The sequence below is a fragment of the Halochromatium roseum genome, from assembly GCF_016653315.1.
In the GTDB taxonomy this organism is placed as follows: domain Bacteria; phylum Pseudomonadota; class Gammaproteobacteria; order Chromatiales; family Chromatiaceae; genus Lamprobacter; species Lamprobacter roseus.
In genome coordinates this window covers 21,191-46,478 of sequence record NZ_NHSH01000070.1, presented here as the reverse complement: position 1 = coordinate 46,478, position 25,288 = coordinate 21,191, and the positions used below count along the sequence as shown (strand labels likewise).

Sequence of the window (25,288 nt, the reverse complement as noted above, 5' to 3'; positions counted from 1 at the left end):
GCGGTTGCAGCCACCCATGCGCATCCCCGTTCGAGCCCTATTGACACTCCTCATGCTGGCGACCGCGATCGGCGGTTGGTGGCTGCTCTCGCGGCCACGGCCGATCGCGGTGCGGGTGCAGGGCGTCGAGCGCGGACTGGTCGAGGAGGTGGTCGCCAATACCCGCGCGGGCACCGTCAAGGCCTGCCGACGGGCGCGGCTGGCACCTGGCACCGGCGGCCAGATCGAGACGCTGGCCGTGCACGAAGGCGACCGCGTTGAGGCCGGGCAACTGCTGCTCGAACTCTGGAATCAGGATCTGCAGGCCCGCGTCACCCTGGCCGAGCGCGAGGCCGAGGCCGCCGAGGCCCGCTCGCTGGCCGCCTGCCTCAAGGCCGATCAGGCCGAGCGCGAGGCGGCGCGCCAGGTCAAGCTGGAGGCGCGCAACATGACCTCCGAGGAGGCCCTCGACCGCGCCATCACCGCCGCTCAGGCCGGGCGCGCGGATTGCGAAGCGGCGCGGGCCTCGGCGCTGGTCAGCAAGGCGCGGATCGGCGTCGCGCAGGCCGAGCTGGAGCGCACGCGCCTGACCGCCCCCTTCGCCGGCGTCGTCGCCGAGGTCTCTGGCGAGCTGAACGAGTACGTCACCCCTTCCCCGCCCGGCATCCCGACCCCGCCGGCGGTGGACCTGATCGATGATGCCTGCTTCTACATCTCGGCACCGATCGACGAGGTCGATGCCGCCAAGGTCCGCCTCGGCCTGGATGCCCGCGTCACGCTCGATGCCTTCGGCGATCAGGTGCTCGCCGGAACCCTGCGCCGCATCGCGCCCTATGTGCTGGATCAGGAGAAGCAGGCGCGCACCGTCGAGGTCGAGGTGGTGATCGCCGAGCCGCCCGCCGACCGGGCGCTGCTGGCCGGCTACAGCGCCGATGTCGAGATCATCATTGATCGCCATCAGGACGTCCTGCGTATCCCGACCGCGGCGATCCGCGCCGGCGAGACCGCTAGCGTGCTGCTGCTCGCCGACGGCGTCCTTGCCGAGCGCGCGATCAAGACCGGACTCGGCAACTGGGAGCAGACCGAGGTCGTCTCCGGCCTCGGCGTCGGCGAGCAAGTCGTGCTTTCACTTGGCCGCGAGGGCGTTGCGCCTGGAGCCGCCGCGGTCGCCGATGATGATTGAACTCAGGTGCTCGAACGGATGATCCAACTCATCGGCATCGAGCGCCAGTTCCAGGTCGGTGACGAACAAGTGCATGCTCTGCGCGCGGTCGATCTGGAACTAACCGCGGGCGATTATGTGGCGGTGATGGGCCCATCAGGCTCTGGCAAGAGCACCTTGCTCAACATCCTCGGCCTGCTCGACCGGCCCGATGCCGGACAGTATCGCTTCGACGGCACCGAGACCACGCGCCTCAACGAAGAACAGCGCGCCCGGCTGCGCCGTGAGCGCATCGGCTTCGTCTTCCAGGCCTTTCATCTGATCCCGCGGCTGACCGCCTTCGAGAACGTCGAGCTGCCCTTGATCCTGGCCAGTAGGCCAGTCAAGCCGCGCCGAGCACGGGTGACCGAGACCCTGGCGGCGCTGGGTCTTGGCGACCGTGCCAACCATCGTCCCGACCAGCTCTCTGGCGGCCAGCGCCAGCGCGTCGCCATCGCCCGCGCCACGGTCACCGAGCCCGACCTGATCCTGGCCGACGAGCCCACCGGCAATCTCGACCGCGCCTCCGGCGAGGAGGTGATCGCGACCCTGGAGGCGCTCAACGCCAAGGGGCTGACTCTGGTCGTCGTCACCCACGATGCCAGCCTCGGCGAGCGCGCCCAACGGCGCATCCAGATGGACGACGGAGCCATCCTCGGCGATGCGTCTCGCTGACATTCTGAGCAGCGAGCGCGACACGAACGCAGGCCGCCCATGCCATGCGACCCGCGGCTGAGACCGGCCCCGAGTCCTAACCGCTGATCCCTTCCACCTTGTCGTAGACCTCGGCCAGCGACAACTCGGCCTCGATCACCGAGAGCGGGATGGATTCGGAGGACTCCTGATAGGTGCTAAGACGCCAGGTTCCGTCCGACTGACGGATGAATAGCTCGGCCTGTATCCGATCCTGCGACAGCAGCAGATAGGCTTGCAGGCTTGGCAGGCTTCGGTAGTAGCGGAACTTGTCGCCGCGATCATAGGCTTCGGTGGAGTCCGAGAGCACTTCGACGATCAGCGTCGGATTGGTGACGACGTCGCGCCGTCCGTCGTGGAAGTCGCGCTCGCCGCAGATCACCACCACATCGGGATAGGCCCCCACCTCGGCGGTGGCGATATGAACCTTCATGTCACTTGGGTAGACGCGACAGGGTCGGCCCTTGAGTTGGTGCTGATTTCGCCAAACATCTCCATCTGCTTCAGAGCGGCAGTCTAGACGGTAGGGGGATTTGCTGTTGCTTCCAGCGCCTCACGCAACACCCTGCGCTCGACCTTATCGATCAGGGCTCGTAATACCCGCTCTTCGTTCGCCCTTCGCGCATCTCGTCCGCTCGGCTGATGCAGCGCTTCAACCAACGCTACAGCCAGCGGAAACTTCAACGCATCCGCCTGATGTAGCCAGCGCATCCCCTCGTCTTGGTCATAGATGCCGCCATCACCGAGTAACAGATCACGCCCTAGATAACACATCGCATCTGCGTGTCCAGCCCGTGCAGCTTTCGCGAACCAGTCGCGAGCGATTCTCGGGCGCTTGAGTTCGAGCATCCAGATTCCTAGTTCGCACTGTGCCTTAGGATCTCCAGCATCGGCAGCTAGGACGAGGGCTTCGTCTTCCTGCCCCAGTGGAGCATCACACAGCGCCACAACCTCCGCCAGTTCCAATTGTGTCTTGTTCCCTTGCGAGGTTTCCTCTAACGGTTTCAGTCGGCCGCCATGAATATAGCGCCACAGCGTGCGCCGAGTCAGTCCAGTAACAGCGCTTGCCGTGCTTAAACTAATCGATGGCATGGGGGAATCCTGGGTTGGTCGAAATAGGTAGATGTCTTCGGATCATGATAGCCAGCAACGTCGTGATGCTTCCAGTCCTTCACCGTTTGTCACATCTTTAGAGGTGTGACATCAGCCCACATGTCACACCTGTAAAGGTATGACAGTAATACGCCTTTCAAACTCTCAAGAAGAATGAGTTTATATAAATCAATAACTTTCAGAAACGCCAAGTGATGGCACAGAAATCGCTTAAATCAACATCGGGACCAGCAACGCCTTCCTTCTTGGCCAGACGGTTCCTGTTCACTATCACTCGGAGATACATTCCATGAAAAAAAAGCAACAGGCTGGATTTACCTTGATCGAGCTTATGATCGTTGTTGCGATCATTGGCATTTTGGCGGCTATTGCATTGCCGGCTTATCAGGATTTTACTAAGCGTGCTCGTGTGTCTGAAGCTCTCGTTGCAGCCGCATCGGCTAAAGCTACCATAAGTGAAAACATAGCCAACGCCGGTTCAATTGCCGCTACTGGAAATTGCGCAGGCTATACAAATTTAGCGACTGCAACTGATAATGTCACTTCATCTTCTTGCGACGATACTACGGGAGCCATCACGGTTACTTCAACACAAGGAGCTGGCGATACGGCTGCTTGTGAGATCATTCTTACGCCAACTATGAATGCTGATGATTCAGTTATCTGGGAATGCACTACAAACGCGGAAGATTGCCTGAATATTGTCCCTGCTGAATGCCGCTCTGTCGCGGGCTAAGACGAAGGCTAAAGTGGACCCCATATGTCCAGGACAGTTTTGTCCTGGGTTTAAGCTGCTTCGGTTGCTTTAAATGCAGCGCCTTGGCACTTCCCCGGCTCGGCCGCAGGTTCGTCGCCGGCGGAGCGTAGCGCATCCGTGGGACGAACCTGCGGCCGAGCCAAAACGATCCACGATCCTGGCAACGCCACCTCCCCCCGTACTGTACAACGCATCGGGGGTGAGGTTTCCCAACCCTTGGTGCGGCCGCCCTCCGTTGTAGAAGGTGAAGTACTCGGTGAGCCCCAGCTGTGCCTCAGGCACGGTGGCGTAGCCCTTGAAGGAGATGTCCTCGAACTTCACGCTGCGCCACAGCCGCTCGACGAAGAGGTTGGCCAGCGCGCGTCCCCGTCTGCCCATAATGATGGCGATCCCGGCGTCTAGCAGAACCCACGTGAAGGCATCGCTCGTGAACTGCAACCCCTAGTCAATATTGAAGATCTTAGGCTTGCCGTGGCGACGCAGCGCCTCTTCCAGGCAGTCCCTGCAGCCCCCGCTTCCAGGCTGTTGGACAGCCACCAGGTCAGCACTCGTCGCGAGTACCAATCCACCACCGCGACCAGGTAGGCAAACCCATGCTCCAAACGGATGACCACATCGAGGACACCACGACGATAGGCGCAGACGTAAGCGCTTTGGTCCGCTTTCTGCCAGTCACCTCGGGTCTGGTGAGGTGCGGCGAAAGCGATCAGATCCTCAAGAGAGAGTTTTAATGGAGTGGGCGGCATGTGGCCGCAGACCTCGTCGAACAGGCCCCGACGCTTCGCGGCTTGGTAGGCGGCTGGATCTCCGCGTAGCCAGGCGGCCTTTGAAGCGTAGCGGGCTGCTGAGGTCTTGATCTCATCAAGCGAAAGCAGGCTGGATCTCTGCTTTGTCATCTATCGATATGTAGCCCCGTAAAAGCCGAGCTTTGGTATGGCGCCTGCAAAAGTCAGCGAGTGAAGGAAAACCAAGCCGCCTTGATTGCCTTCTTCAGCAGCCTTGCAACGCAGCCTTTCGACGACGAAGCCGCTTTTCGCTGTGGCGAGTTGCGCGCCTATCTGGCGCGCCAAGGTACTCCAATCGGCCCCTATGACATTCAGATTGCCGCGATTGGTTTGACGCACGGGGTGACCGTCGTAACGAATAATGTCGATGAATTTTCCCGCGTTCCAAACCTCAGAATCGAAGATTGGCTCATACCGCCATGAGCAGCGACCTACATCCGGGCTGGCTGGAACTCACCGGAACACGACGACACCTGCACGGAGACGCAAACGCATGACGGCCTTGCAGACGCGCCCGCTGTGCGTGGATCTGGATAGCACCCTGATCCACACCGATCTGCTGATCCAATCCCTGCTGCTGCTCCTGAAACGCAACCCGCTCTGGCTGTTCGCGCTCCCCCTGTGGCTGCTCAAAGGCAAAGCCCATTTCAAACAACAACTCGCAGCACGGCAGGCCCGCTATCCTTCAAAGATCCCCGCCAAGTCGAGCGCCATGGCCTCAAAGGGCGGCACCCGCACGGGCTTGCGATCCGTCGCCGTGAGCCTTGCAACCACCCGATAGCCGCCGTCTTCTAACGCGTGCGCGATCAGCGTTCGCTGCTCGGGCCAGATCAGCCAAAACCAAGGGACGCGATGACGCTGCAAGAGCAGTGGGATGGTGATCCTGTCCTTCTTCTCATGGCCTGGCGAGACGATCTCGCAGACCCAGTCCGGCGGCAGGTCGATGACGCCGTCGAGTGGCTTGGGCAACCGTTCGCGACGCCAGCCGGCCAAATCGTGAGAGGGACACTCGTGGGGTTCGTAGGCGACGCTGACGTCGGTCAGGATCCACCAGCCCCTCGGACTGGTATCGTCGGCGAAGGGGCCAAGGGTGCGATCGGTCTTGCTCTGCACCCGTGCATGCGCGAACCGCGTCATTGGCCGTCGCACAATGTCTCCGCCGATCAATTCCACGCGCTCCTCTGAGTGCTGCAGTAGGTCATGAACGGTCTTTAGCTCGACGGCTTCCATCTTGGTTTGCTGGTCTCGCTGTAGCGGGATTCGCGGGTAAACCCTAACCGCTGATCCCTTCCACCTTGTCGTAGACCTCGGCCAGCGACAACTCGGCCTCGATCACGGAGAGCGGGATGGATTCCGAGGACTCCTGATAGGTGCTCAGAATCCAGGTTCCGTCCGACTGACGGATGAATAGCTCGGCCTGTATCCGATCCTGCGACAGCAGCAGATAAGCTTGCAGGCTTGGCAGGCTTCGGTAGTAGCGGAACTTGTCGCCGCGATCATAGGCTTCGGTGGAGTCCGAGAGCACTTCGACGATCAGCGTTGGATTGGTGACGACGTCGCGCCATCCGTCGTGGAAGTCGCGCTCGCCGCAGATCACCATCACATCCGGATAGGCCCCCACCTCGGCGGCGGCGATATGGACCTTCATATCACTTGGGTAGACGCGACAGGGTCGGCCCTTGAGTTGGTTGCGAAGCTCGGCGCTGACATTGAGCGTGATGAGGTTATGCTCCTCGCTGCCGCCGACCATCGCAAAGACCTCACCGGCGACGTATTCGCAGCGCTGATCGGTGGCGGTTCGCTCAATGGCGAGCCAGTCGTCGAAGGAGCAAAAAACAGTTCTTGATTTTTCATTCATTTTTTATCAAAATTTTCTACTGTAGATAGGTTATCTACAAGCGCGAAGGTTTCGCATTCCATGGTCAGAGTCGAAGTCGAATCGCAAGGTTGTTCTCTGTTCAGGATGAACGCCGAGGCAATTTTTATGGCGCAAGCTGGGTTTCGACGGCTGAAACTGCCCATGTTGCCGGTGTTGACCGGCCATTCGGTTGGGACTGCTCAACCAGGACTCCAGTTGCTCACCCGCAAGGGTGTTATCAACGGAGAGCGAAATGCCTAAAAGCTGCATAAGCAATTTTGTTTAGGTTTTTAGGAACAGAGATGCGGTTGAGGTTCGGCTGACATCATGATCTCCGGTGGATCATTGTGCTGGATGGTGCTGGGCCAAATTATAACGGATAGAAACGGATAGGAAATCCAAACGAGCCTAAGGGGACTAGGCCGAGATAGGGTCGTCACTGACAGAAAGCCTTGTGGCCTCTGATTTTGATGTCTGCTAGTGTGATGCTTAGCATTGACCGAGTGATAACAGCAATGCGAGCTGACCGCCATCGAGAACGTCGCGCCGCCGTTGATCCTGGCCAGCAGGCCACTCAAGCCGCGCCAAGCGCGGTTGACCGAGACCCTGGCGGCGCGCCACGGCGCATCCAGATGGACGACGGAGCCGTCCTCGGCGATGCGCCTCGCTGACATCCTGAGCAGCGCGACGCGCACGCTGACCGCCCATGCCACCCGCAGCTGGCTGACCCTGCTGGCGGTGGCGCTCGGCAGCGCCGCCGTGGTGGTCCTGTCCGCGCTGGGCGAAGGCGCGCGCCACTACGTGCTCGACGAATTCAGCGGGCTCGGCACCCAGCTGTTGATCGTCATGCCTGGTCGCAACGAGACCCGCGGTGGCGCGCCGCCGCTGCTCGGCGAGACGCCCCGCGACCTGACCCTGCACGATGCCCTGGCGCTGCTGCGCTCACCGCTCATCGAGCGGGTTGCCCCACTCGCGGCCGGGGAGGCGCCGGTCTCCTATCGCAGTCTGGAGCGCGAGGTGACCATCATCGGCACCACGGCGGATTTCCTCGAGGTGCGCCATCTCAGCCTGGCCGCGGGTCGTTTTCTGCCGCCGGGTGATCCGGAGCGGGCCGTGCCCACCGCCGTTATCGGCCAAACCCTGGCCGAGGCGCTGTTCGGCAACCAAAGCCCGATCGGCCAACGCCTGCGCATCGGCGACCGTCGCTTCCGCATCATCGGCCTGCTGCAGGCGAGCGGGGTCTCGCTCGGCAGCAATCTCGCCGACTCCGCCATCATCCCGGTCAGCGCCGCGCAGGCCCTGTTCGACAACCCCTCGCTGTTCCGCATCCTGGCGCAGGCGAGCGGCCCGGCCGCGCTTGAGGCCGCCGCCGATGACATCCGACGTATCATTCGCGAGCGTCACGAGGGCGAGGACGATGTCACCGTCATCACCCAGGATGCATTGCTCGGCACCTTCGACCGCATCCTCGGCGCCCTGACGCTGGCGGTGGCCGGCATCGCCGCCATCAGCCTGCTGGTGGCCGGGGTGCTGATCATGAATGTGATGCTGGTCTCGGTGGCGCAACGCACCGCCGAGGTCGGCCTGCTCAAGGCGCTGGGCGCGCGTGAGCGGGATCTGGTGCAGCTATTTCTCACCGAAGCACTGTTGCTCGCCGGAGCCGGCGCGCTGAGCGGGATCGCGCTGGCCTATCTGGGCATCGACGCCGTCAATCTCCAGCTCAATCTGCAGCTGACCGGCTTTCAGCTCCAAGTGCCGCCCTGGGCACCGCTGGCCGCCGGATTGGTCTCGGTGGGGAGCGGGCTCCTGTTTGGCCTGCTGCCAGCACTGCGCGCGGCACGGCTCGATCCCGTGGTCGCGCTGTCTGGGCGTTGAGCTTGCTGACTGCGCTGCTACTCGACGCCAAGGCCAATCGCCTCCAGCCGCACAAGAATGTAGGCGCAGCTTAACTGCGTACGTACGCTGGAGCCGAAGATGGTAGCCAAGGTAACGAGCAGCAAGGCGAAGACGGATACCATACTCATGGGACTGATTAGCTGGAGATATTCAATGTGGTGCGGCCAGCGGGATACCGGATTAGGTGTTGAGGGCGGTGATCGTGCCGATATTGCACTCTGAAGAATTAGCCTTGCTGGCCGGCGATCTAACACCCGTTGATCTGGGTGCTGGACACAACGAAGCACGCGATCTTGTTGTCAGAAAAGGCAAGGCCGATGGGCGCGAGCATGCCGTGGCGGTGTTTATGGATGGGCGCTCGGTCGAGTTTGGCGGGTCTCACAGCGACAGGCTCAAGGTGCCTGAGTTTGAGAACGCGTCTGGCATGGTGGTGGTTCATCACAACCACCCGCTTGGTGACAGCTTGAGCCGGCAAGACTTGTTATTGTTGCTGACCCGCGCGACATTTCGCGCGTAGACGCCCACGGACACCGCGGAGGCTGGTTTAGTGCCGAGCGATCTGGAAAAGCACGAACGCTTCTGGAGGCTCGCGCGGCTGTTGACGACGCCTTTGCTCAAATCACAACAGCCATTGTGAAGGCGGTGAAGTAAGGTGAAGTCGATGAGGCGACGACGCGAGCAGGGTTATGGCAGGTTGCGATGGCCTTGCTGATGACGAAACAGGGGCAGATTCAGTACTCCGCGAATACTGACGCTGTGATTGACATGGCTAAGAGGGTGTTGCAATGGCGGATAGACAGATGATGTATATCTACGAGGAGCCTTCAAGCCTAGAGCTGGCAGATTGGGAGGTTTTTCGTGACAAGATGCGTGATGAAGTTGCCCGCTTTCCAGACCGATTCGAGGCCGCTGATGCGCTGCATTTTGCGGAAGAAACGCTGCAGCAGCTCAAAGCGCTGCATGAAGCGGGTCGGCGGGAGGTTGCTTGAGCCATCGGCAAGCTGGCCTGCGTCGATCAGCAGTTAGATACCGGTGCGCCTGAGCAGGCTTTCATTCTCAGGCATGAGCAGCGAGAGATGATGCGCAGGATGGGGTGTTCGACCGCCGCCGGGTGGCTGACTTCGATACCGATCTTGCAGCTGTTGATCACGAGCGAAAGTCAATTGTTTCGATCGTCATTGCGACACCATCGAAGTGAGAGCGCCCGATGTCGCCACCTATGTCCTGACCGCCGTGCGCGCCCAGCGCGGGCGCAGTCTGCTGACGATCACCGGCATCGCCATCGGCGTCGCCACCGTCGTGCTGCTCACCGCGATCGGTGAAGGCATCCACCGCTTCGTACTCGCCGAGTTCAGCCAATTCGGCACCAACCTGATCGCGGTCACACCCGGCAAGACCAGCACCCTGGGCCTGTCTGGCGCCATGCTCTCAACCGTGCGCCCGCTCAGCCTGGCCGACGCCGATGCGCTCGAGCAGGTGCCCGATGTCGAGGCCGTGGTGGCGGTGGTGCAGGGCAATGCCGCGGTCGAGGCTGGCGGTCGCAGCCGGCGTACCCTGGTCTTCGGCGCCGGCCCCAAGGTGCCCGAGATCTGGGCCATGCGCCCGGCGATCGGCCGCTTTCTGCCCGAGGACAGCGGTGGCGGCCGGCCGTTCGCCGTGCTCGGTGCCACGCTGAGCGAGGAACTCTTCGGCAGCCACTCACCCTTGGGCGCGCGCATCCGCGTTGGCGGCGAGCCGTTCCGCGTCATCGGAGTCATGGCGCGCAAGGGCCAGATGCTCGGCTTCGATCTCGACGATACGGTCTTCATCCCGGTGCAGCGGGCGCTGGCGATGTTCGACCGCGACGGGCTGATGGAGATCGACCTGCTCTACGATCGCGCCGCCGATAGCAGCGCGGTGGCCGAGCGCGTGCGCGAGCTGCTGATCCGCCGCCACCAGCATGAAGACTTCAGCATCACCACCCAGGATCAGATGCTCGAGGTGTTGGGCTCGGTGCTCAATGTGCTGACCTTGGTCGTTGGCGCGCTCGGTGCGATCTCGCTCGCGGTCGGCGGCATCGGCATCCTCACCATCATGACCATCGCCGTGCGCGAGCGCCGTGCCGAGATTGGTCTGTTGCGCGCGCTCGGTGCCAGCCGCGACCAGATCATGGGCCTGTTCCTGCTCGAAGCCCTACTACTGGCGCTGCTCGGCGGCCTAGCGGGGCTGATCATCGGTGCCGGCGGCGCCTGGCTCATCGGCCTGCTGGTACCAGCACTACCGACCCACACCGCCTGGGATTTCGTGCTCATCGCCGAGGTCACCGCCGCCAGCATCGGCCTGCTCGCCGGCGTGCTCCCTGCCCTGCGCGCCGCTGCACTCGACCCGGTGGCGGCGCTGCATGATGAGTAGGCTCCGACGACCGAGGCGACGATTTGTGACAAGATTTGAGCGCCACTGTCCGGCAAGAATCGGGAAGTAGAAAATGGACGGCTGCTTAGCGACAATTGGAAGCCGGAGTTGGCCGCAAGCTTGCCCCTTCCTGCAGGCTTTATCCCATGCTTCAGGCTGCACGCTCGGTGCAGGCCCGATGAGCAATGTCGTTGTGATACAGATCGATCATCGGAAAACAAAGCTCGTAATCCCCCCAGACCAGCCCCCCCATATTCAAGGCGGAAACGAGCAAACCTCTCCGGCTGCAGCCAAGCGCGAAGGTCAGGATGCACCGCCCGGCTGAGGAAAGGCTTGAAGTCGACGACTTGCTCTGTACCATCATCAAAACGCAGATGCAGACAGTAGGGAGCCACCTGCTCGGCTGAGAGGATGTTGATGATCTCTGCGGTCATTTCAGTCTCCCACTGATGTGCTCGGGCCGAACCGATTTGTGCAGCACGAAAAAGTCGATCCACTTGGTCACAATTCCTCCGCTCGGGCACGTACAAGGGCCTCAAAATTCCGCCGCTCGGTTGGCTTTAATGGCGGGCGGCCACCGACATCGCTAAACAGCACCTCTGTCACCTGACCATTGACGAGAATGATCTCTGCGCGTGCCTCACGGCCTTGAGCCTTGCCGTGGACATGCACAGGCTCGTGCTCATTGGCGTAGAACATCACCAACAGACCAAGGTACTCATAGCGTTTTGGCATGATTCTGCTTCACGCTAAGGTACAGGGCGCATCGCCACCCGGACGATGAAGGGCTCACCTCAGGGTACCGTTCATGGCGCATCGACACCCTGGAAAATGCAGGCTACTTGAGGGTTACCATCGTTCCGACCTAGGGCAGACTGGTATAGTCTGCAGCTTAACTGATTGAGCGACAAACCCGATGACCAGCCTCTACCACTCCGAACTCAGCGAGCTGCCGCTACTCAGCCGCGGCAAGGTCCGCGATCTCTACGCCGCCGGTGATGAGCATCTGCTCATCGTCACCAGCGATCGGCTCTCCGCCTTCGATGTGGTGCTGCCGCAGCCGATCCCCGGCAAGGGCGAGGTGCTCAGCCGCGTCAGCCGCTTCTGGCTCGCGCGCACGGCTGGAATCATCCCCAACCAACTGGCCGAGCTGCCCGTCGAGACCTTCGTCACCGATCCCGAGCAGCGTCGAGCGCTCGGCGATCGCGCCATGCTGGTGCGCAAGCTGCGCCCGCTGCCCATCGAGGCGATCGTGCGCGGCTATCTGATCGGCTCGGGCTGGAAGGACTATCAGGCCAGCGGCGCGGTCAGCGGTATCGCGCTGCCAGCCGGGCTACGCCAGGCCGATCGCCTGCCAGAGCCGATCTTCACCCCCTCGACCAAGGCCGCGATCGGCGACCATGACCAGAACATCGACTTCGCCGGCGCCGCCGAGCGCATCGGCGCCGAGCTTGCCGAGCAAGTCCGCGCGATCAGCCTGCGCATCTATCAGGAAAGCGCCGCCTATGCCCTTGAGCGCGGCATCATCATCGCCGACACCAAGTTTGAATTTGGCCTTGATGCCGAGGGCCGCCTGCACCTGATCGACGAGGTGCTGACCCCAGACTCCTCGCGCTTCTGGCCGGTCGACCAGTACCAGCCCGGCAGCAGCCCACCAAGCTTCGACAAGCAGTTCGTGCGCGATTATCTCGAGACCCTGGACTGGGACAAGACCCCGCCTGGACCGATGCTGCCAGAGGCCATCATTGCCCAGACTGCGGCGAAGTATGCGGAGGCGGAGCGGCGTTTGCTGGGTTGAGAGCGCATGACCGCCTTCCAACAACTCATCGACGCCATGCGTGCTGGACGAGACTGGTCGGGCATGGGCGACCCGAACCAGGCGCGCGAACTCATGGCAGCGGTCTATACCGAGCGTTACCACGGCGCGGCTCATCATAAAGATCGCTACCAACTCCGCGCGAATCTACAGAAGAAGGAAGAGGCCGCCTCCTACGCCGGCTGGATAACCGCCGACAACCCCACCTCCGGTGCCTATCAAGGCACCTCCTTCGTCTGGTTCCCCGGAGCCGGCGGCAGCATCGCGGTGCTCGTCATCGGAACCGACGGGTTCGGGGCTGACAGCCATATTCTCGGCAGACCAGGTCACGGTCGACGGCTGCGCGCTCTCCGAGCGCTGCATCAGGGCCGGCTATGGGTCAAACCCGATCTCCTCGACCTCAATAGCCGCGTCCCCGAGACCCTCAGCGCCGACTGGCCAGCCGCCGAGCCTGCGCTCAAGACCTATGGCCAGGTCATCTATGCCGCGATCCCAGTGCAGACCAGCGCAGACGCCAACGCCGTCGAGGATCTGCTCGATCTCTTCTTTGCCGAACACGGTACACCACTGACCGGCAAGGCGCGAACCCGTTGGGATAAGCGGCAGCAAGACATTGCCGGCGCCATCTTCCCCAGCTTCGATGAAACGCACGTCCTCAGCCTATTGAAAGAGCGGCGGTTTCTGATCCTCGAAGGTCCTCCCGGCACCGGCAAGACACGCTGGGCCATCCGCTTGGCGGAACAGATTGGCGGTGTGACTCAGGTCCAGTTTCATCCAGCCCGCACCTACGAGGATTTCATCGTCGGCCTCTTCCCGCGCCCGGCTTCCAATGGGCTGGCCTTCGAGGTGCGGGCCGGCGACTTGCTGCATGCGAACCAGGCCGCTGCCACAGCACCCCATGTCCTGCTGATCGACGAGATCAATCGCGCCGATCTCGGCCGGGTGCTCGGTGAGGCGGTGATGCTGTTCGAGGTCGGTGAGGCACCGCGGCGAGTGCGCCTGCCGCAGGTCCCCGACGGTCATCCGCCCGAGCTGGAACTCTCGCCCAACCTGTTGGTGCTCGGCACCCGCAACACCGCCGACCGCAGCATCGCGCGCATGGACCTCGCGATCCGCCGCCGCTTCGCCTTCATCCCAGTCTGGCCGGACCTGGAGGTCGTGGCCGCCGAGGGCGTGGATTTCGCTGTCCGGCTGTTCTCAGACTGCATTCACAGCTTCGCCGAATATGCCGACGACGAAACGCTGTGGCTGGTGCCTGGCCATGCCTACTTTCTCGATCCAAGGCCCGACCTAGACCCCACCGACCGCCCAGCCCGAGTCGCCCGACGCCTCGAACTGGAACTCTTGCCGCTGTTGCGCGACTACCTCGACGAGCGCCTCTGCGGCGGCGCCACCGAGGCCATCGCTGGCCTCAGCGACCGGATCAGCTCGACCTTGATGGGGCTGCGCTAATGCCGGCCCGGCGCGGCGCGCAGAAACCGAAGGCCCGCGGAGAACTGACCCGACCCCCGCCGTTGAGCGCCCGGTCGCTGTTTCGGCTGGTCGATCATGGCGACCCCATGCGAATCGAACCCGCCGCCGTCGGCGCTGCAGGAGATCGTTGGATCGATGGTTTTCTGCAGGCCAATGAGACCCAGCTGCGTCGGCTCAATCTGCGCACCGAGGTCGAGACCCGTGGTGGTGTGCGTCTGCTGGTCCACCCCGGCAGCCACATCGGTGCGGTGCCCTTGGTCTCGCCGGCAACCCGTCGGGTCGCGGCGGGCCTGTTGGTCGAGCCGCGTTTTCGCTGGTCGGCATTGGGTGCGGTGTTGCAAGCGACCGGCTTTGCCGTTGAGCCGCGTCTCGGCCAGGCCCCACTGGTTCCAGGTTCGGCGCGCGAGGTCCCGCCCTGGCTCCTCGCCGCGCCGGTCCTGAACCGCCTCGAGGCCCTGCTGCGCTCTCTCCGACGCGGCTTTGTCGAGCGCACCGAGGTCCGCACCAGCCCCCGCGGCCGGATCGAGTGGACGCAGTGGACTCAGCGCCAGCTCGCCAATGGCCAATGGAGCCGGCTACCCTGCAGCTTCCCGGACCTCGATGATGATCCGCAGCTGCTATCGGCCATCCGCTGGACCCTGGCCCGGCTGGAGCAGGATCTGGCACAGCAACGGGACGCGCCACCTGCGCGTGCGCTCAGCGAACGCATTCGGCTGTTGAATCATGATCTCGGCCCTGGCCCCAGCCAGCGACCCTCGCCCTGGAATCAGCCTCAGACAGGCTCAGCTTGGCTCGCGGACGCCTTGCAAGCGATGAGCTGGATCGCAGAAGAACGTGGGCTGGGCGGCGCCCACAGCCTCGATGGCCTGGCCTGGGATCTCGAAGCGGACCAAGTCTGGGAGGCCTGGGTGGCGGCCTTTGTTCGGGACTTGGCACCACAACTTGGCCTCAGCTGGGTTGGGGCAAGCGAGGTCCAACAGCGTCTCAACTGGCAGGGAAGTCTGAGTTCAATGGGCGCACTGATCCCGGACACTGGGCTGCGCAGTGCGGAGCGCATGATCTGGGTCGATGCCAAATACAAAGCCCACCTCAGCCTGCTCGCCCGCTATGGTTGGAACGGCCTGAAAGACGCGGTGCGCGATGCACATCGCGCCGATCTGCACCAAGCGCTTGCCTACTCGGCCCTCAGTTCGACAGACCAGATCGATAGCGTTTTGGCCTATCCTCAACTTGGTGATCTCGGTGATGAGCGTCGCCCGCATGCCACCCTTGCAACACTCGCCTCAGGACGACGGCGGATTCGATTGATACTGGCCGGGTTGCCCTTTGGTTTTCGGTCGCCAAGCCAACGCGACCGTGCACTCAGCAGCTGGCGCAAGTTACTCGGGCGCTCAGAAGACCGCGGCTAACCCCATCGCTTTTGCACAGGACACCACATCATCATGGGCATGTTCGACAGCTTCCTAGTCCCGCTTGGTAACCGCGAGGTCGAGGCTCAAACCAAGCGCTTCGACTGCGTCTTGAAGACCTATCGCGTTGGCGATCTTGTCAGCGGCGCCGCTCCGGGCTTGCGGGTGTACTTCGATCAGCGACGCATCGATGAAGACGGCCGATTCGTCTATCGGGAGACCGAGAGTCCAACCGAGGATTGGACCCTGTTCTTCGTGCTCGCCAATGGCGTCCTCGTCGATACCGACGCCGTTGCCGGCACCCTCGGGGAGGAGCTGATCCTCCAGCGCATCCGCACGCTCAACGAGATCTGGCAGGATTCGGCACGCCTGCTCGAACGCTTGACGACCTTCATCGCCGAGAAGCAGAAACGGATCGACCGCATGAACTCAAGCATCAACGCGGTGCGGCACGTAATCCGCGATACGCGCCGTCTGCGCCAAGGCGATGATCTCTCCGGCCCGTTCAGCCTGATCCACGAGAGTTCCCGCCGACTGAAACAAGGCGATGATCCGCTCGACGTGATCGAGTCGGTCCTCGGTGAAGACCATCGGTTCTTCTACTCCGACCCTGAGGTTCCCACCGACCGGCTCGCAGACTATCGTCTCTGACCCTCCCAGAAGAACTGCTAGAAAGACGCCTGTGTGACCTGGCAGGACCAGACGACAAGACCACCGATCCAATGCCAACGCATCAGATCCAATGCAAACGCATCAGACCCAATGCCAACGCATCATCCCGGCCGCCTGATCATGCACCTGGATCTCGACGCCTTCTATGCGGCGATCGAGCAGCGCGATCATCCCGACTGGCGCGGTCGCCCGCTGGTCGTCGGCGCGCAACCCGGTGGTCGCGGAGTGGTGGCCACCTGCTCGTATGAGGCCCGACGCTATGGCGTGCATTCGGCGATGCCGATCGCCCAGGCGGCGCGCCGGCTGCCACCGGAGACCATCTATCGACGGCCCGACATGGCGCGCTATGCCGAGGTCTCGCAGCAGATCATGCGCCTGCTACAGCAGCTCTCGCCGCTCATCGAGCAGGTCTCCATTGATGAGGCCTATCTCGATGTCTCCGGACTGGAGCGCCTGATCGGTCCGCCCGAGCGCATCGCCGAGCGCGCGAAGACGCTGATCCAGTCCAACACCGGGCTGACCGCATCGGTCGGCATCGGACCCAATCGATTGATCGCCAAACTGGCCTCTGAGGCGAGCAAGCCAGATGGGCTGCGCGTGGTCGAAGCGGAGCAGGTGCAGGCGTTCTTGGACCCGATGCCGATCTCGGTGCTGCGTGGGGTTGGCAGCAAGACCGAGCCGCGTTTGCTGGCGATGGGCCTGAAGACGGTTGGCGATGTCCGGCATCAGCCCCTCGAGCGCCTGCGTCAGGCCTTGGGCGCGCGCTCCGGCACGGCGCTGCATCTGCAGGCGCGCGGCATCGCCGACGACGCGGTGCAGCCGGTGACGCAGCGGCAATCGATCTCGAAGGAGACCACCTTTGGCGAGGATGTCACCGATGAGCAGCAGCTGCGCGAGACCCTGCACTGGGCCGCTCAGGAGGTCGGCTACCTCGCCCGACATCAGGCTCTTGCAGGTGCACTAGTGACGCTCAAACTGCGTCTGCAGCCCTTCGAGACCCACAGCCGTTCGCGAACCCTGAGCCAGCGCACGGCGAGCGACCAGCTGATCTTTCAGACCGCCTGGGAGCTGTTCGCGTCAAGTCCTTGGCGCGGTCGACCGGTACGGCTCATCGGGGTTGGTCTCTCCGGCTGGGAGCCGGCGGCCTGTCCAACACAGCCCGATCTCTTCGCGGCCAGCGAACCGCAGCCCTCAACGCTGACCACTGACAAGCTGGATCAGACACTCGATGCAATCAGAGACAAGCTCGGCGATGGACTCATTCAGCGCGGGATGCGGCGGCCTTGATCAAGCTGAAAGCCTCGAACGAGAATGCAGATCCGATAACATTGCACCGCGAGCACTGATGGTTAACCACGTGGTTAACGACGCCTGTTCGCGACGGTAGATACAGCATCGCGATCAGCGCGCTTGGAAGCGGGGTAAACAGCCCTTGAGCCGTTTAACCACTCGGATCTATACCGCTAGCCAGTCGAGAAGAGAGCGCCAGGCCGCTCGCTTCTGCTCGAACCGCAGTGCGGCATGTGCCGGACTGGTCGAAGGCAGCCGATGCCGTGCAATCTCGCGGTGTGGAAGCTTCAGGCCGGGAAGGACCCGCCGCCGATACTCGCGTTCGGCCGTGCCGCCATTGAAGACGACCTGAACAATCCCTGGAGAGGCATCGAAGAAGGCACCGAAGTCGTTAACGCGAACCGTCTCTGGCCGAATCGCCTGATCGAGACTCCCTGGGCGTTCGCAAGCCGCGATCACATCCCAGAGCGCGATTCCATGCCCAACCAGCGCCGCACAACGCTCGGCGTAGCTCGCCTGTGGCGGTATCCCAAGCAGCTCGCCAAGGATCGGCCAAAAGGCGTTGCGCGGATGACCGTAATACTGCTGCTGCCGCAATGACGCCTCGCCCGGCATCGAGCCCAGGATCAGCACGCGTGCGGCAGGGCCAACAACCGGTGGGAACGCCGTTTTCAGCTCAGACTCGATGGTGCCCATTCCGCGATCAGTCTTTTGTGCTGCAGCAAGCGATCTCCAAGCGATCTCCAAGAGATCTCCAATGAGATCCCCCAAACGATCTCATTGATGGACGACCAGCCGCAAGTCGGGCATCTCTTTTTGGGAGTCTCTCAACGATCGCATTGAGCAGACCGGCACGATTCCGCCGTTGCCGGATATCGTCCCTTGCCGTAGGGCTTGCCGATCTGCCAATCGCTGGTGTGGATGAAGACGGTCATGGATGGGCGTCTGACCGTTTTAGGTGCTTAGACCCACTCCCCTTGCAACCCGCTAGCCCGCTCGACACGGCCTGCAAGAGCAGCCCCGAGCACCGCCTCCTGGCTGTAGAGCAGCGTAAAGCGCTTCTTAGCGCGGGTAATCGCGGTATAGAGCAGCTCGCGAGTCAGCACCGGATTGGGCCTATCCGGCAGGATCAGCGCGGTATGCTCGAACTCTGAGCCTTGGGCCTTATGGACGGTCATTGCAAACACCGTTTCCACCGCCTGCAAGCGACTCGGTAGCACCCAACGCACCCCGCCCTCTGCCGTCGGAAAGGCAACCCGTAGCATCGATGTCGTCATCGAGGTCGTCCCCCGCGCCTGGCCGCCCCTCACCGGTGCCGGCACCGACAAGGTGATGCCGATATCGCCATTCATCAGATTCAGGCTGTAGTCATTGCGGGTGACGAGCACCGGGCGACCCGAAAACCATTGCCGTGGCGCCGTCGCCCGATCGCCCTCGCCTGCCGCCTCTCCTAGCCATCCGCGCTGTCTCAGCAGCGCGATGATGCGCGGGTTGAGCCCTTCGACGCCCCAGACACCCTGACGCAGCGGGGTCAGCAGTTGGAAGCGCTTCTGGGCTTTCAAGATCTCCGTTGCCCACTGATCGAAGACCGCCTGATCGGCATCTGCTGGTGGCGCCTGATGGCGCAACTGGTGTAAGAAGCTGTCCTTCGCCCCAAAGGCCTCGGCCATCAAGCGGCTGAAAGCGGTATTCTCCGGATCGCTGATCACTTGGGCGTCGATGATACCCAGCGCGGGGTCTTGCTTGGCATTGAACAGATCCAGGACGTCCTGAACTGGGTTGGAGGTTGAATCAAAGGTTGAGGCTACTGGCTTGCGCAGTTGCTGCTTTTGGCCAAATCGTCCCTCTTGGTCTGATCGATCCTCCTGATGCGACTGCTCCTTCCTCTCGACGACCCCGCCCTGATTGACCAGACTGGCCAGTGCACCGATACCGCCTTCCTGGCTGAACCGGTAACTGTGCGACAGGATGACAATGGCCTGCCCAAGGCCGGAGCCGGTGTCCAGGCTGCACGGCAGGGCCGGCGACACGGACGGCTGACAAAGATCACCCAGCACCGCACCGGCCTCCACCGAACTGAGCTGATCCTTATCGCCCAGCAGGATCAGCCGCGCATCGGGTCGCAAGGCATCGAGCAGATCCGCCATCAACTCGACATCGACCATCGAGGCCTCATCGACCACCACCACATCAGCCGGTAGTGGGTTGGCGGCATGATGGCGGAAATGGCGGCTGTTCGGGATGGTGCCGAGCAGCCGATGCAGGGTCTTGACCTGGGTGGGGATCGGTCCCCAAGCCTCCGCACCACCCGGCAGCTGATGCCGTTGCCCGGCGATCGACTCGGTCAGGCGCGCTGCGGCCTTGCCGGTCGGGGCCGCCAACTCGATGCGCAGCGATGCGAAGGAAGGCGTGTCATCGCACTCATCGTTCGGCGTCGCCAAACGCTGCAGCACGGCCAGCAGGCGCACGACGGTGGTGGTCTTGCCGGTGCCGGGTCCACCCGTGATGATGAAGAAGCGACGGCTCGCCGCGCGCTCGCAGGCGATGCGCTGGCAGTCGGGTTCCTCTGGCTGTTCAGAGGACGCTTGGTCTTCTGAGGCTTGCGTGGTCTGTGGACCTGCTGAGCAGCCAAACAGCGCATCAAGGTAGCCGTCGAGCCTGGCCATATCGACCGCGACCGGCGCAGCCAGTCGCGCCTGAATGCCGGCACGAATGCGCTGCTCGTACTGCCAATAGCGGCGCAGATAGAGCAGTGGCCGCTCAGCGCTGCCCGCGAGCACCAAGGGACTGCCCGCGTGCTCGGCAAGCGCTGGCTCGCGTCTCGCGGGGTCTTTCGCCATGCCCTTGGCTTCGGGGGCGATCGGATCAGCGCCATGCCCGACGCCGGTCATCTCATTGATCATCAGGGCGATGACGCTCTGGGCATTGGCGAGCCGCCTCACCCAGTCCTCCAGATCCAGTGCCGCCAGTTGCTCGCGCAATTCCTCGCGGACTTGGGGGCTCAGGTCGGTGTCATCGCGCAGCCGGCTGAGCAGCCGCTCCGGTGCCTTCAATGCCCGATCCAGATCGAGGCAGACATGGCCATGACCATTGCGCTCGCTGGTCAGGGCAATGGCGAGCAGGACGTCGGCGTCCATGACTCCAGCCTCCTCGGCGATGAAGCGCGTGAAGGCCAGATCCACTGCCCGCAGAGCACCGGCCTCGACCCAGTTGCCAAGGCGTGCCAAGAGGTCCTGGCTGCCGAGGGGCTGGCGGCTATTGTTGCTGGACGCGGTCTTGCTCGTCGGCTGTGCTGCCTGGGCGCCAGCTGCCTGTGGGGCTGCTGCCTGTGGGCCTGCTTGTGCGGATGAATGCCCGTCATGGCTTGGCGCGGCGTCTGCGCTCAGCGCGATTTCAGCGCTCGAGATAGGCCCTGAACCCTCGGCGGGTGCAGAACCTTGCGGCGCGAGGGTGCCTGGGGAATGCATCGATGATCCGGCCATCAGGCCACCTCCAGTTGCGTCGTCAGCGGCCGCCCGTTGAACAGCCGATCCAGCCCCCTGATCAAGGCGCGGCTGGGCTTGGCCATGAACAGTCCCTGGGTCGGCGCCTGATAGCCGCGCAGGAACACATAGAGGGCACCGCCCAGATGCTGCTCGATCTGATAGTTGGGCAGCCGGGCGCGCAACAGCCGATGCAGGGCGAGCAGATAGAGCGCGTATTGCAGATCGTAGCGGTGCGCGAGGATCGCCGTGCGCATCGCCTCGTCGGTGTAGGCGCTGTCGTCGGGGCCGAGCCAGTTCGATTTCCAGTCGAGCAGGTAGTAGCGCCCTTGGTGCTCGAAGACCAGGTCGATGAAGCCCTTGAGCAGGCCGTCGAGTTGATTCGGGCGCAGCTGCGGACGCGCTGCGCCGGGGAGGCAGTGGGCTTGCACCAGGCGATCGAGGGTGGCGGTCTTGACGCCGTCGCTGGTGATCCAAAACTCCAGCTCGACCTGGACTTGGCTGGGTGCCAGGTCTTCCAACCGTAGGGTTGGCGCTGGCCCCTGTGGCGGTGCCAATCCAGAGAGCGTCCAAGGGGTGGTGAGCAGATGCTCGAGCCACTGATCCAAGGGGCCAATCCAGTCGGTGAGACCGCGCAGTTGGCAGCGCCGCGCGAGCAGGTCCTGACGCAGCGCCGGCACATGCGCGGCGGCGGCGAAGCCACGCCGGGGCTGGCCTTGGGGATCTTGCGGGTCTTGGGTTAGCGGTAACCGCGCGGCCCATTCCAGCAGACCGTGCAGGAAGGTACCGTAGCGGCTGCCGCGTGGCAGAGCGTGTAGCGAGCCCGGGGTGGCTTGGTTGTCGCGGCTGGTGGCGCGCGCCTGGCCCGGAGAGCACTCGCCGTTGCTGTTGTCGCTGCCGCTCGGGCGGCTGGCTACGACGGGGTGGTGATCAAGGCGCTTGTTAGCCGGGTCGCTGGGTTGGTCGTTGGATTGGTCGCTGGGTTGGCCACTGGCCTGATCGCCGGATTGGCCGCTGTTGACCTCTCCCTCGGTTTGGGCTTGCCCTTCTGCATCGCCTGCTGCGTCGCTTTCGCCGGTGCCAGGCCCTGCGGGCTCGCTGGTCAGCGCGCTGCTGAGGATGCCGGTCATCGCCGACGTCAAGCCCGTCTCCAGGCTCGACTCCTCCAGCGCCGTCTCCTGCTCGGCCGTATCGCCCGCGCTTGGCTCAGATCCCGGCCCATCGAACTCGGCGGCAACCTGAGCCGCGCCGACGGTTAGCGCCGAGTAGCTGGCGATCCACCAGGGCTCGAAGCGGCCATGGCTGGGCGAACGGGCCGGCTCGAGCAGGGTGTCGGTCGCCGTCGCTAGGGGCTGCGCGGGCGTCGTTGGCAGCGCCTGGATGGCGATGTCGTCGCCGTCGCCCTTGAGCTGCGCGAGGGCGTCCCAGACCTCAGCGGCATTGGTGAACGGCCGTCCGCCCTTGAGCACATGGCCGATTGCGGATTCGTGCAACTTCGGTTCCTTGCTTTTGCGACTCAGCGGCGTGATCCCGAGCCAGGCCGCATGCCGGGCGCGGGTGAGTGCGACGTAGAGCTTGCGCATGTCCTCGCTGAGGCGCTCGTCATCGGCGTTATCCCAGGCGGCCTGGAAGGCCTTATTGCCCGCCACCTCCAGCGCGCGAGAACCCGCTGCACCGCCCGCCTCTCCGGCAGCCAATCGCGTCGGCACCTGCCTGCTGTGTCCATCGATCTTTCTCCAGCTACAGATGAACGGCAGCAGCACCAGTGGGTATTCGAGCCCTTTGGACTTATGGATGGTGATCACCTGGACCAGCTCGGCATCGCTCTCCAAGCGAACGATGAACTCCTCGCCGCCGAGGTCCAGATGCGTGCTCAGATGGCGGATCAACGCCTGCTCGCCATCGAGGGCCGTGGCAGACTGCTGCAGCCATTCGGCCAGATGCAGCAGGTTGGTGAGCACGCGCTCGCCATTGGCGCGCTGCAGTAGTCGGGCGGGCAGGTGCTGCTCGTGCAGCAGCCGGCGCAGCATGGCGAGCACGCCTTGGCGCTGCCAGGTGCGCTGATAGCCGAGGAAGCGCATCACCTGCGTCTCCCAGTCCAGCTCGTCCTCTTGCAGTCGGGCCAGTTCCTCGAGCGGGATGGCTAGGGTATTGGTGCCGAGCGCGGCGCGCACCAGGCCCTCGTCGGTCGGCGCGGCGCAGGCCTTGAGCCAGTGCAGCAGATCGGCCGCCTCTTGGGTCTGGAACACCGAGTCGCGATCGGAGAGGTAGACGCTGTTGATGCGCAGCGCGGCGAGGGCCTGGCGCATCACCGCGGCCTCCTTGCCCTTGCTCACCAGGATGGCGATGTCGCTGGGTTTGAGTGGTTGGGTGACCTGCCCGCTGCCGGTTGGGGCGAAGCCGGTGCGTGGCTCAGGGGCGGTGGCCTGAGCCAACCAGCGGGCGATCTCGGCAGCGGTGGCGGTGGCCATCCGTTGCAGATAGTCATCCGGTGCGGTCGCGGCGGTACCCTCAGGGGGCTCGAGGGTCCAGCAGGTCAGTGCGGTGGCCGGTGCGCCGTCGATGAGCAGGGTTTGATCACGGCCGTTGGCGGTGATCGTCACATAGGGGATCGGGTTCTCGGGGGCTGGCTGGGTGGCGACCTTGGTCGCTGGCCCTGCTGCTGGTTTGGCCTCTGGGACGGCATCGGCATCCGCGTTCGGCGCCGCAGCCCGATCCGCCGCAAAGCGGAAGGCCGCGCGCGGTTGGGCCTCGGCATGGCCGAAGAAGCGGTTGCAGGCGTCAACCATCGCTTCGGTGGAGCGGAAGTTGGTCGCCAGGGTCGCGTGACGTCCCGTGGTGGCCTGACGCGCGGCCAGATAGGCGTGGATGTCGGCGCCGCGAAAGGCATAGATCGACTGCTTGGGGTCGCCGATCATGACCAGGGCGGTGTTGGGATCGTTGGCGGCGACCTGATAGATGGCATCGAAGATCCGGTACTGGATCGGGTCGGTGTCCTGGAACTCATCGATCAGCGCGACCGGGAACTGTCGGCGGATGGTCGCCGCGAGCGCGGCAGCTTGGGTCTGGGCGCTGGGGCTGTCATCGGCGGGGGTCAGCGCGGCGTCCAGTTCGCTGAGTAGTTCATCGAAGCCCATCTCGGCGCGGATGCGCAGGCGCCGCGGTAGCTCTTCGGCGAGCCAGTGCGCGGCGTGGGCGAGCAGGCAGGCCTCGAGTGAGGGTGGCGCATTGGGCTTGCTGGCATCGGCGGCTTGCAGGGTCTGCTGCCAGCTGGCCAGGGCGTCGTAGACGGGATGCTCGGGCGCGGTCTGGACCGGGGCCTTTTTCTTGAAAGCGAATGCGCCTCGAGCGAAATGCGGGAGCTGCGTTGGCGCATCGGCGCCCTCCGACCAAGCCCCGATCTTCGCCAAGACCTGGTCGAATCCCGCTGGATTGGCACTGCCATGCACTCTACCGTCGAGGTTGGAACGCAGCGCGCGGAGTTGTTTCTCAATCGCCTCGCGATCCTCACGCCAGATCCTGCGCGCCTCGTCCTCAGCCTCACGCTGTCCGATCCGTGTCGCCAATGCCGTCTGCAGGCAGTCGCCATCAAGCGGCTGGCCCTTGAAGCAGAGCTGGGCATCGCGGCGTTGGAGCCATTCGCGGAGCTTGCCTTGCAGCACCTCGGGCGAGGTGGCGACCTCACGGATGCAGCGCGCCTCGGCGAGCGGACGGCCATAGCAGTGCTTGCGCCAGTAGTCGCGCAGGGTCTCGGCGATCAGCTCGCTCTGATCGGTGACCAGGATGCGCTCGAACAGCCCGCCGGTGGCAAAGGCATGCTCGTGCAGCATGCGCTGACACCAGCCGTGGATGGTGGCGATCATCGCCTCGTCCATCCACTCGGCGGCCAAGCGCAGGCGGTGGGCGCAGGCTGGCCAGTGCTCGGCTGGGTAGTCCTGACGCAGGGCCTGCAGCGGATCGTTGGGCGACGCTGCTTGTGTTGCTGGAGCGGGAGCGGTGGACCCTGCTGATTCGGATGCCGCTGTTATGACTGGGTCAGGCTCGGCGGTCTGGGTATGAGTCTGGGTCTGGGTCTGGGTCGGCACCGGCTGCGAGAACAGCTCGGCAGCCTCGACCAGACGCGCACGGATGCGCTCGCGCAACTCCTTGGTCGCAGCATCAGTGAAGGTCACCACCAGGATCTCCGGTGGGGTCAATGGCCGCGCAAAGGCGGTGGCCGCCTCGCCGGTGCGGCCATGGCCGAGCACCAGGCGGATGTAGAGCAGCGCCAGGGTAAAGGTCTTGCCGGTGCCCGCGCTGGCCTCGATGAGCCGGCTGCCCCAGAGCGGGAAGTGGAGCGGGTCCAGGGTGGTCGTGGCGGCTGGCATGGGCGGGTTCTCGGCTTCGGGATCGGTTTTACGATTGAGCTTAGACTCAGGTTTGCGCCTGGCCTCATGGTCTGGCTTGCGCTTGTGCATGACCTCGTTTCCAGCC

General features: G+C 63.6%; 21 protein-coding genes and 2 pseudogenes. 13 read left to right on the top strand and 10 right to left on the bottom strand.

The genetic code is table 11. The features are described from left to right. Nucleotides 1-16: 16 nt before the first annotated feature. A complete protein-coding gene (locus CCR96_RS18885) occupies nucleotides 17-1,162 on the top strand; it encodes an efflux RND transporter periplasmic adaptor subunit (protein WP_201222228.1) in 1,146 nt (381 codons plus the stop codon). Between the two features lie 18 nt (nucleotides 1,163-1,180). Next, nucleotides 1,181-1,855: an ABC transporter ATP-binding protein gene (locus CCR96_RS18880; protein WP_201222226.1), complete on the top strand. Its 675-nt coding sequence runs from the start codon at nucleotides 1,181-1,183 to the stop codon at nucleotides 1,853-1,855. A 76-nt stretch (nucleotides 1,856-1,931) separates the two neighbouring features. Here CCR96_RS18880 and CCR96_RS18875 read toward each other — a convergent pair. Next, nucleotides 1,932-2,330, bottom strand: a pseudogene (locus CCR96_RS18875) (Uma2 family endonuclease); the annotation flags it as partial. Between the two features lie 59 nt (nucleotides 2,331-2,389). Next, nucleotides 2,390-2,965, bottom strand: a complete 576-nt coding sequence (locus tag CCR96_RS18870) for a tetratricopeptide repeat protein (RefSeq protein WP_201222222.1) — start codon at nucleotides 2,963-2,965, stop codon at nucleotides 2,390-2,392. Nucleotides 2,966-3,275: 310 nt separating this feature from the next. On the opposite strand from CCR96_RS18870, the gene CCR96_RS25175 reads away from it, so the two are divergent. Continuing rightward, nucleotides 3,276-3,722: a pilin gene (locus CCR96_RS25175; RefSeq protein WP_201222220.1), complete on the top strand. Its 447-nt coding sequence runs from the start codon at nucleotides 3,276-3,278 to the stop codon at nucleotides 3,720-3,722. A gap of 150 nt (nucleotides 3,723-3,872) precedes the next feature. Here CCR96_RS25175 and CCR96_RS24745 read toward each other — a convergent pair. Beyond that, nucleotides 3,873-4,351, bottom strand: a pseudogene (locus CCR96_RS24745) (transposase); the annotation flags it as partial. Nucleotides 4,352-4,603: 252 nt separating this feature from the next. On the opposite strand from CCR96_RS24745, the gene CCR96_RS18855 reads away from it, so the two are divergent. Beyond that, on the top strand, nucleotides 4,604-4,951 hold the full coding sequence (locus CCR96_RS18855; protein ID WP_201222560.1) for a PIN domain-containing protein: 348 nt from the start codon (nucleotides 4,604-4,606) through the stop codon (nucleotides 4,949-4,951). A gap of 255 nt (nucleotides 4,952-5,206) precedes the next feature. Here the strand turns inward: CCR96_RS18855 and CCR96_RS18850 are convergent, their stop codons facing one another. Together CCR96_RS18850 and CCR96_RS18845 are read right to left on the bottom strand one after the other, a co-directional pair. Beyond that, nucleotides 5,207-5,758, bottom strand: coding sequence for a Uma2 family endonuclease (locus tag CCR96_RS18850; protein ID WP_201222216.1), 552 nt, complete (start codon nucleotides 5,756-5,758; stop codon nucleotides 5,207-5,209). Between the two features lie 43 nt (nucleotides 5,759-5,801). Next, nucleotides 5,802-6,386, bottom strand: a complete 585-nt coding sequence (locus CCR96_RS18845) for a Uma2 family endonuclease (RefSeq protein WP_201222214.1) — start codon at nucleotides 6,384-6,386, stop codon at nucleotides 5,802-5,804. Nucleotides 6,387-6,938: 552 nt separating this feature from the next. Between CCR96_RS18845 and CCR96_RS18840 the strand changes: the two genes are divergently transcribed. Further along, nucleotides 6,939-8,261, top strand: coding sequence for an ABC transporter permease (locus CCR96_RS18840; RefSeq protein WP_242519216.1), 1,323 nt, complete (start codon nucleotides 6,939-6,941; stop codon nucleotides 8,259-8,261). Between the two features lie 17 nt (nucleotides 8,262-8,278). Here CCR96_RS18840 and CCR96_RS25170 read toward each other — a convergent pair whose 3' ends face one another. After that, the gene (locus CCR96_RS25170; RefSeq protein WP_274601156.1) at nucleotides 8,279-8,410 is read right to left on the bottom strand and encodes a hypothetical protein; all 132 of its coding nucleotides are present in this window, start codon (nucleotides 8,408-8,410) and stop codon (nucleotides 8,279-8,281) included. Between the two features lie 59 nt (nucleotides 8,411-8,469). Between CCR96_RS25170 and CCR96_RS18835 the strand changes: the two genes are divergently transcribed. The 3 genes from CCR96_RS18835 (at nucleotide 8,470) to CCR96_RS18825 (ending at nucleotide 10,673) form a co-directional block, all read left to right on the top strand. Continuing rightward, nucleotides 8,470-8,799, top strand: coding sequence for a hypothetical protein (locus CCR96_RS18835; protein WP_201222210.1), 330 nt, complete (start codon nucleotides 8,470-8,472; stop codon nucleotides 8,797-8,799). Between the two features lie 283 nt (nucleotides 8,800-9,082). Continuing rightward, nucleotides 9,083-9,271, top strand: a complete 189-nt coding sequence (locus CCR96_RS18830) for a hypothetical protein (protein WP_201222208.1) — start codon at nucleotides 9,083-9,085, stop codon at nucleotides 9,269-9,271. A gap of 205 nt (nucleotides 9,272-9,476) precedes the next feature. After that, nucleotides 9,477-10,673: an ABC transporter permease gene (locus CCR96_RS18825; protein WP_201222206.1), complete on the top strand. Its 1,197-nt coding sequence runs from the start codon at nucleotides 9,477-9,479 to the stop codon at nucleotides 10,671-10,673. 501 nt (nucleotides 10,674-11,174) lie between these two features. Here CCR96_RS18825 and CCR96_RS18820 read toward each other — a convergent pair. Then, nucleotides 11,175-11,408: a DUF4160 domain-containing protein gene (locus tag CCR96_RS18820; protein ID WP_201222204.1), complete on the bottom strand. Its 234-nt coding sequence runs from the start codon at nucleotides 11,406-11,408 to the stop codon at nucleotides 11,175-11,177. A gap of 181 nt (nucleotides 11,409-11,589) precedes the next feature. Between CCR96_RS18820 and CCR96_RS18815 the strand changes: the two genes are divergently transcribed. From CCR96_RS18815 to dinB, 5 genes are all read left to right on the top strand, one after another. Next, nucleotides 11,590-12,471, top strand: a complete 882-nt coding sequence (locus CCR96_RS18815; protein WP_201222202.1) for a phosphoribosylaminoimidazolesuccinocarboxamide synthase — start codon at nucleotides 11,590-11,592, stop codon at nucleotides 12,469-12,471. 6 nt (nucleotides 12,472-12,477) lie between these two features. Beyond that, nucleotides 12,478-13,941 (top strand): McrB family protein, encoded by a 1,464-nt coding sequence (locus CCR96_RS18810; RefSeq protein WP_201222200.1) that lies wholly within the window; start codon nucleotides 12,478-12,480, stop codon nucleotides 13,939-13,941. 107 nt (nucleotides 13,942-14,048) lie between these two features. Beyond that, the gene (locus CCR96_RS18805; protein ID WP_201222198.1) at nucleotides 14,049-15,371 is read left to right on the top strand and encodes a 5-methylcytosine restriction system specificity protein McrC; all 1,323 of its coding nucleotides are present in this window, start codon (nucleotides 14,049-14,051) and stop codon (nucleotides 15,369-15,371) included. Nucleotides 15,372-15,404: 33 nt separating this feature from the next. Further along, nucleotides 15,405-16,022 carry a hypothetical protein gene (locus CCR96_RS18800; protein WP_201222196.1) on the top strand — a complete coding sequence of 206 codons (618 nt, stop codon included), beginning with the start codon at nucleotides 15,405-15,407 and terminating at the stop codon, nucleotides 16,020-16,022. Nucleotides 16,023-16,133: 111 nt separating this feature from the next. Further along, a complete protein-coding gene (gene dinB / locus CCR96_RS18795; RefSeq protein ID WP_242519215.1) occupies nucleotides 16,134-17,330 on the top strand; it encodes a DNA polymerase IV in 1,197 nt (398 codons plus the stop codon). Nucleotides 17,331-17,498: 168 nt separating this feature from the next. Here the strand turns inward: dinB and CCR96_RS18790 are convergent, their stop codons facing one another. The 3 genes from CCR96_RS18790 to recB all read right to left on the bottom strand — a co-directional run bounded on the left by CCR96_RS18790 (nucleotide 17,499) and on the right by recB (nucleotide 25,182). Next, a complete protein-coding gene (locus CCR96_RS18790) occupies nucleotides 17,499-18,029 on the bottom strand; it encodes a DNA-deoxyinosine glycosylase (RefSeq protein WP_201222194.1) in 531 nt (176 codons plus the stop codon). A 266-nt stretch (nucleotides 18,030-18,295) separates the two neighbouring features. Next, nucleotides 18,296-20,815: an exodeoxyribonuclease V subunit alpha gene (recD, locus tag CCR96_RS18785; RefSeq protein ID WP_242519214.1), complete on the bottom strand. Its 2,520-nt coding sequence runs from the start codon at nucleotides 20,813-20,815 to the stop codon at nucleotides 18,296-18,298. Beyond that, a complete protein-coding gene (recB, locus tag CCR96_RS18775) occupies nucleotides 20,815-25,182 on the bottom strand; it encodes an exodeoxyribonuclease V subunit beta (protein WP_420827284.1) in 4,368 nt (1,455 codons plus the stop codon). The genes recD and recB overlap by 1 nt, the downstream gene beginning before the upstream one ends. Nucleotides 25,183-25,288: the final 106 nt, after the last annotated feature.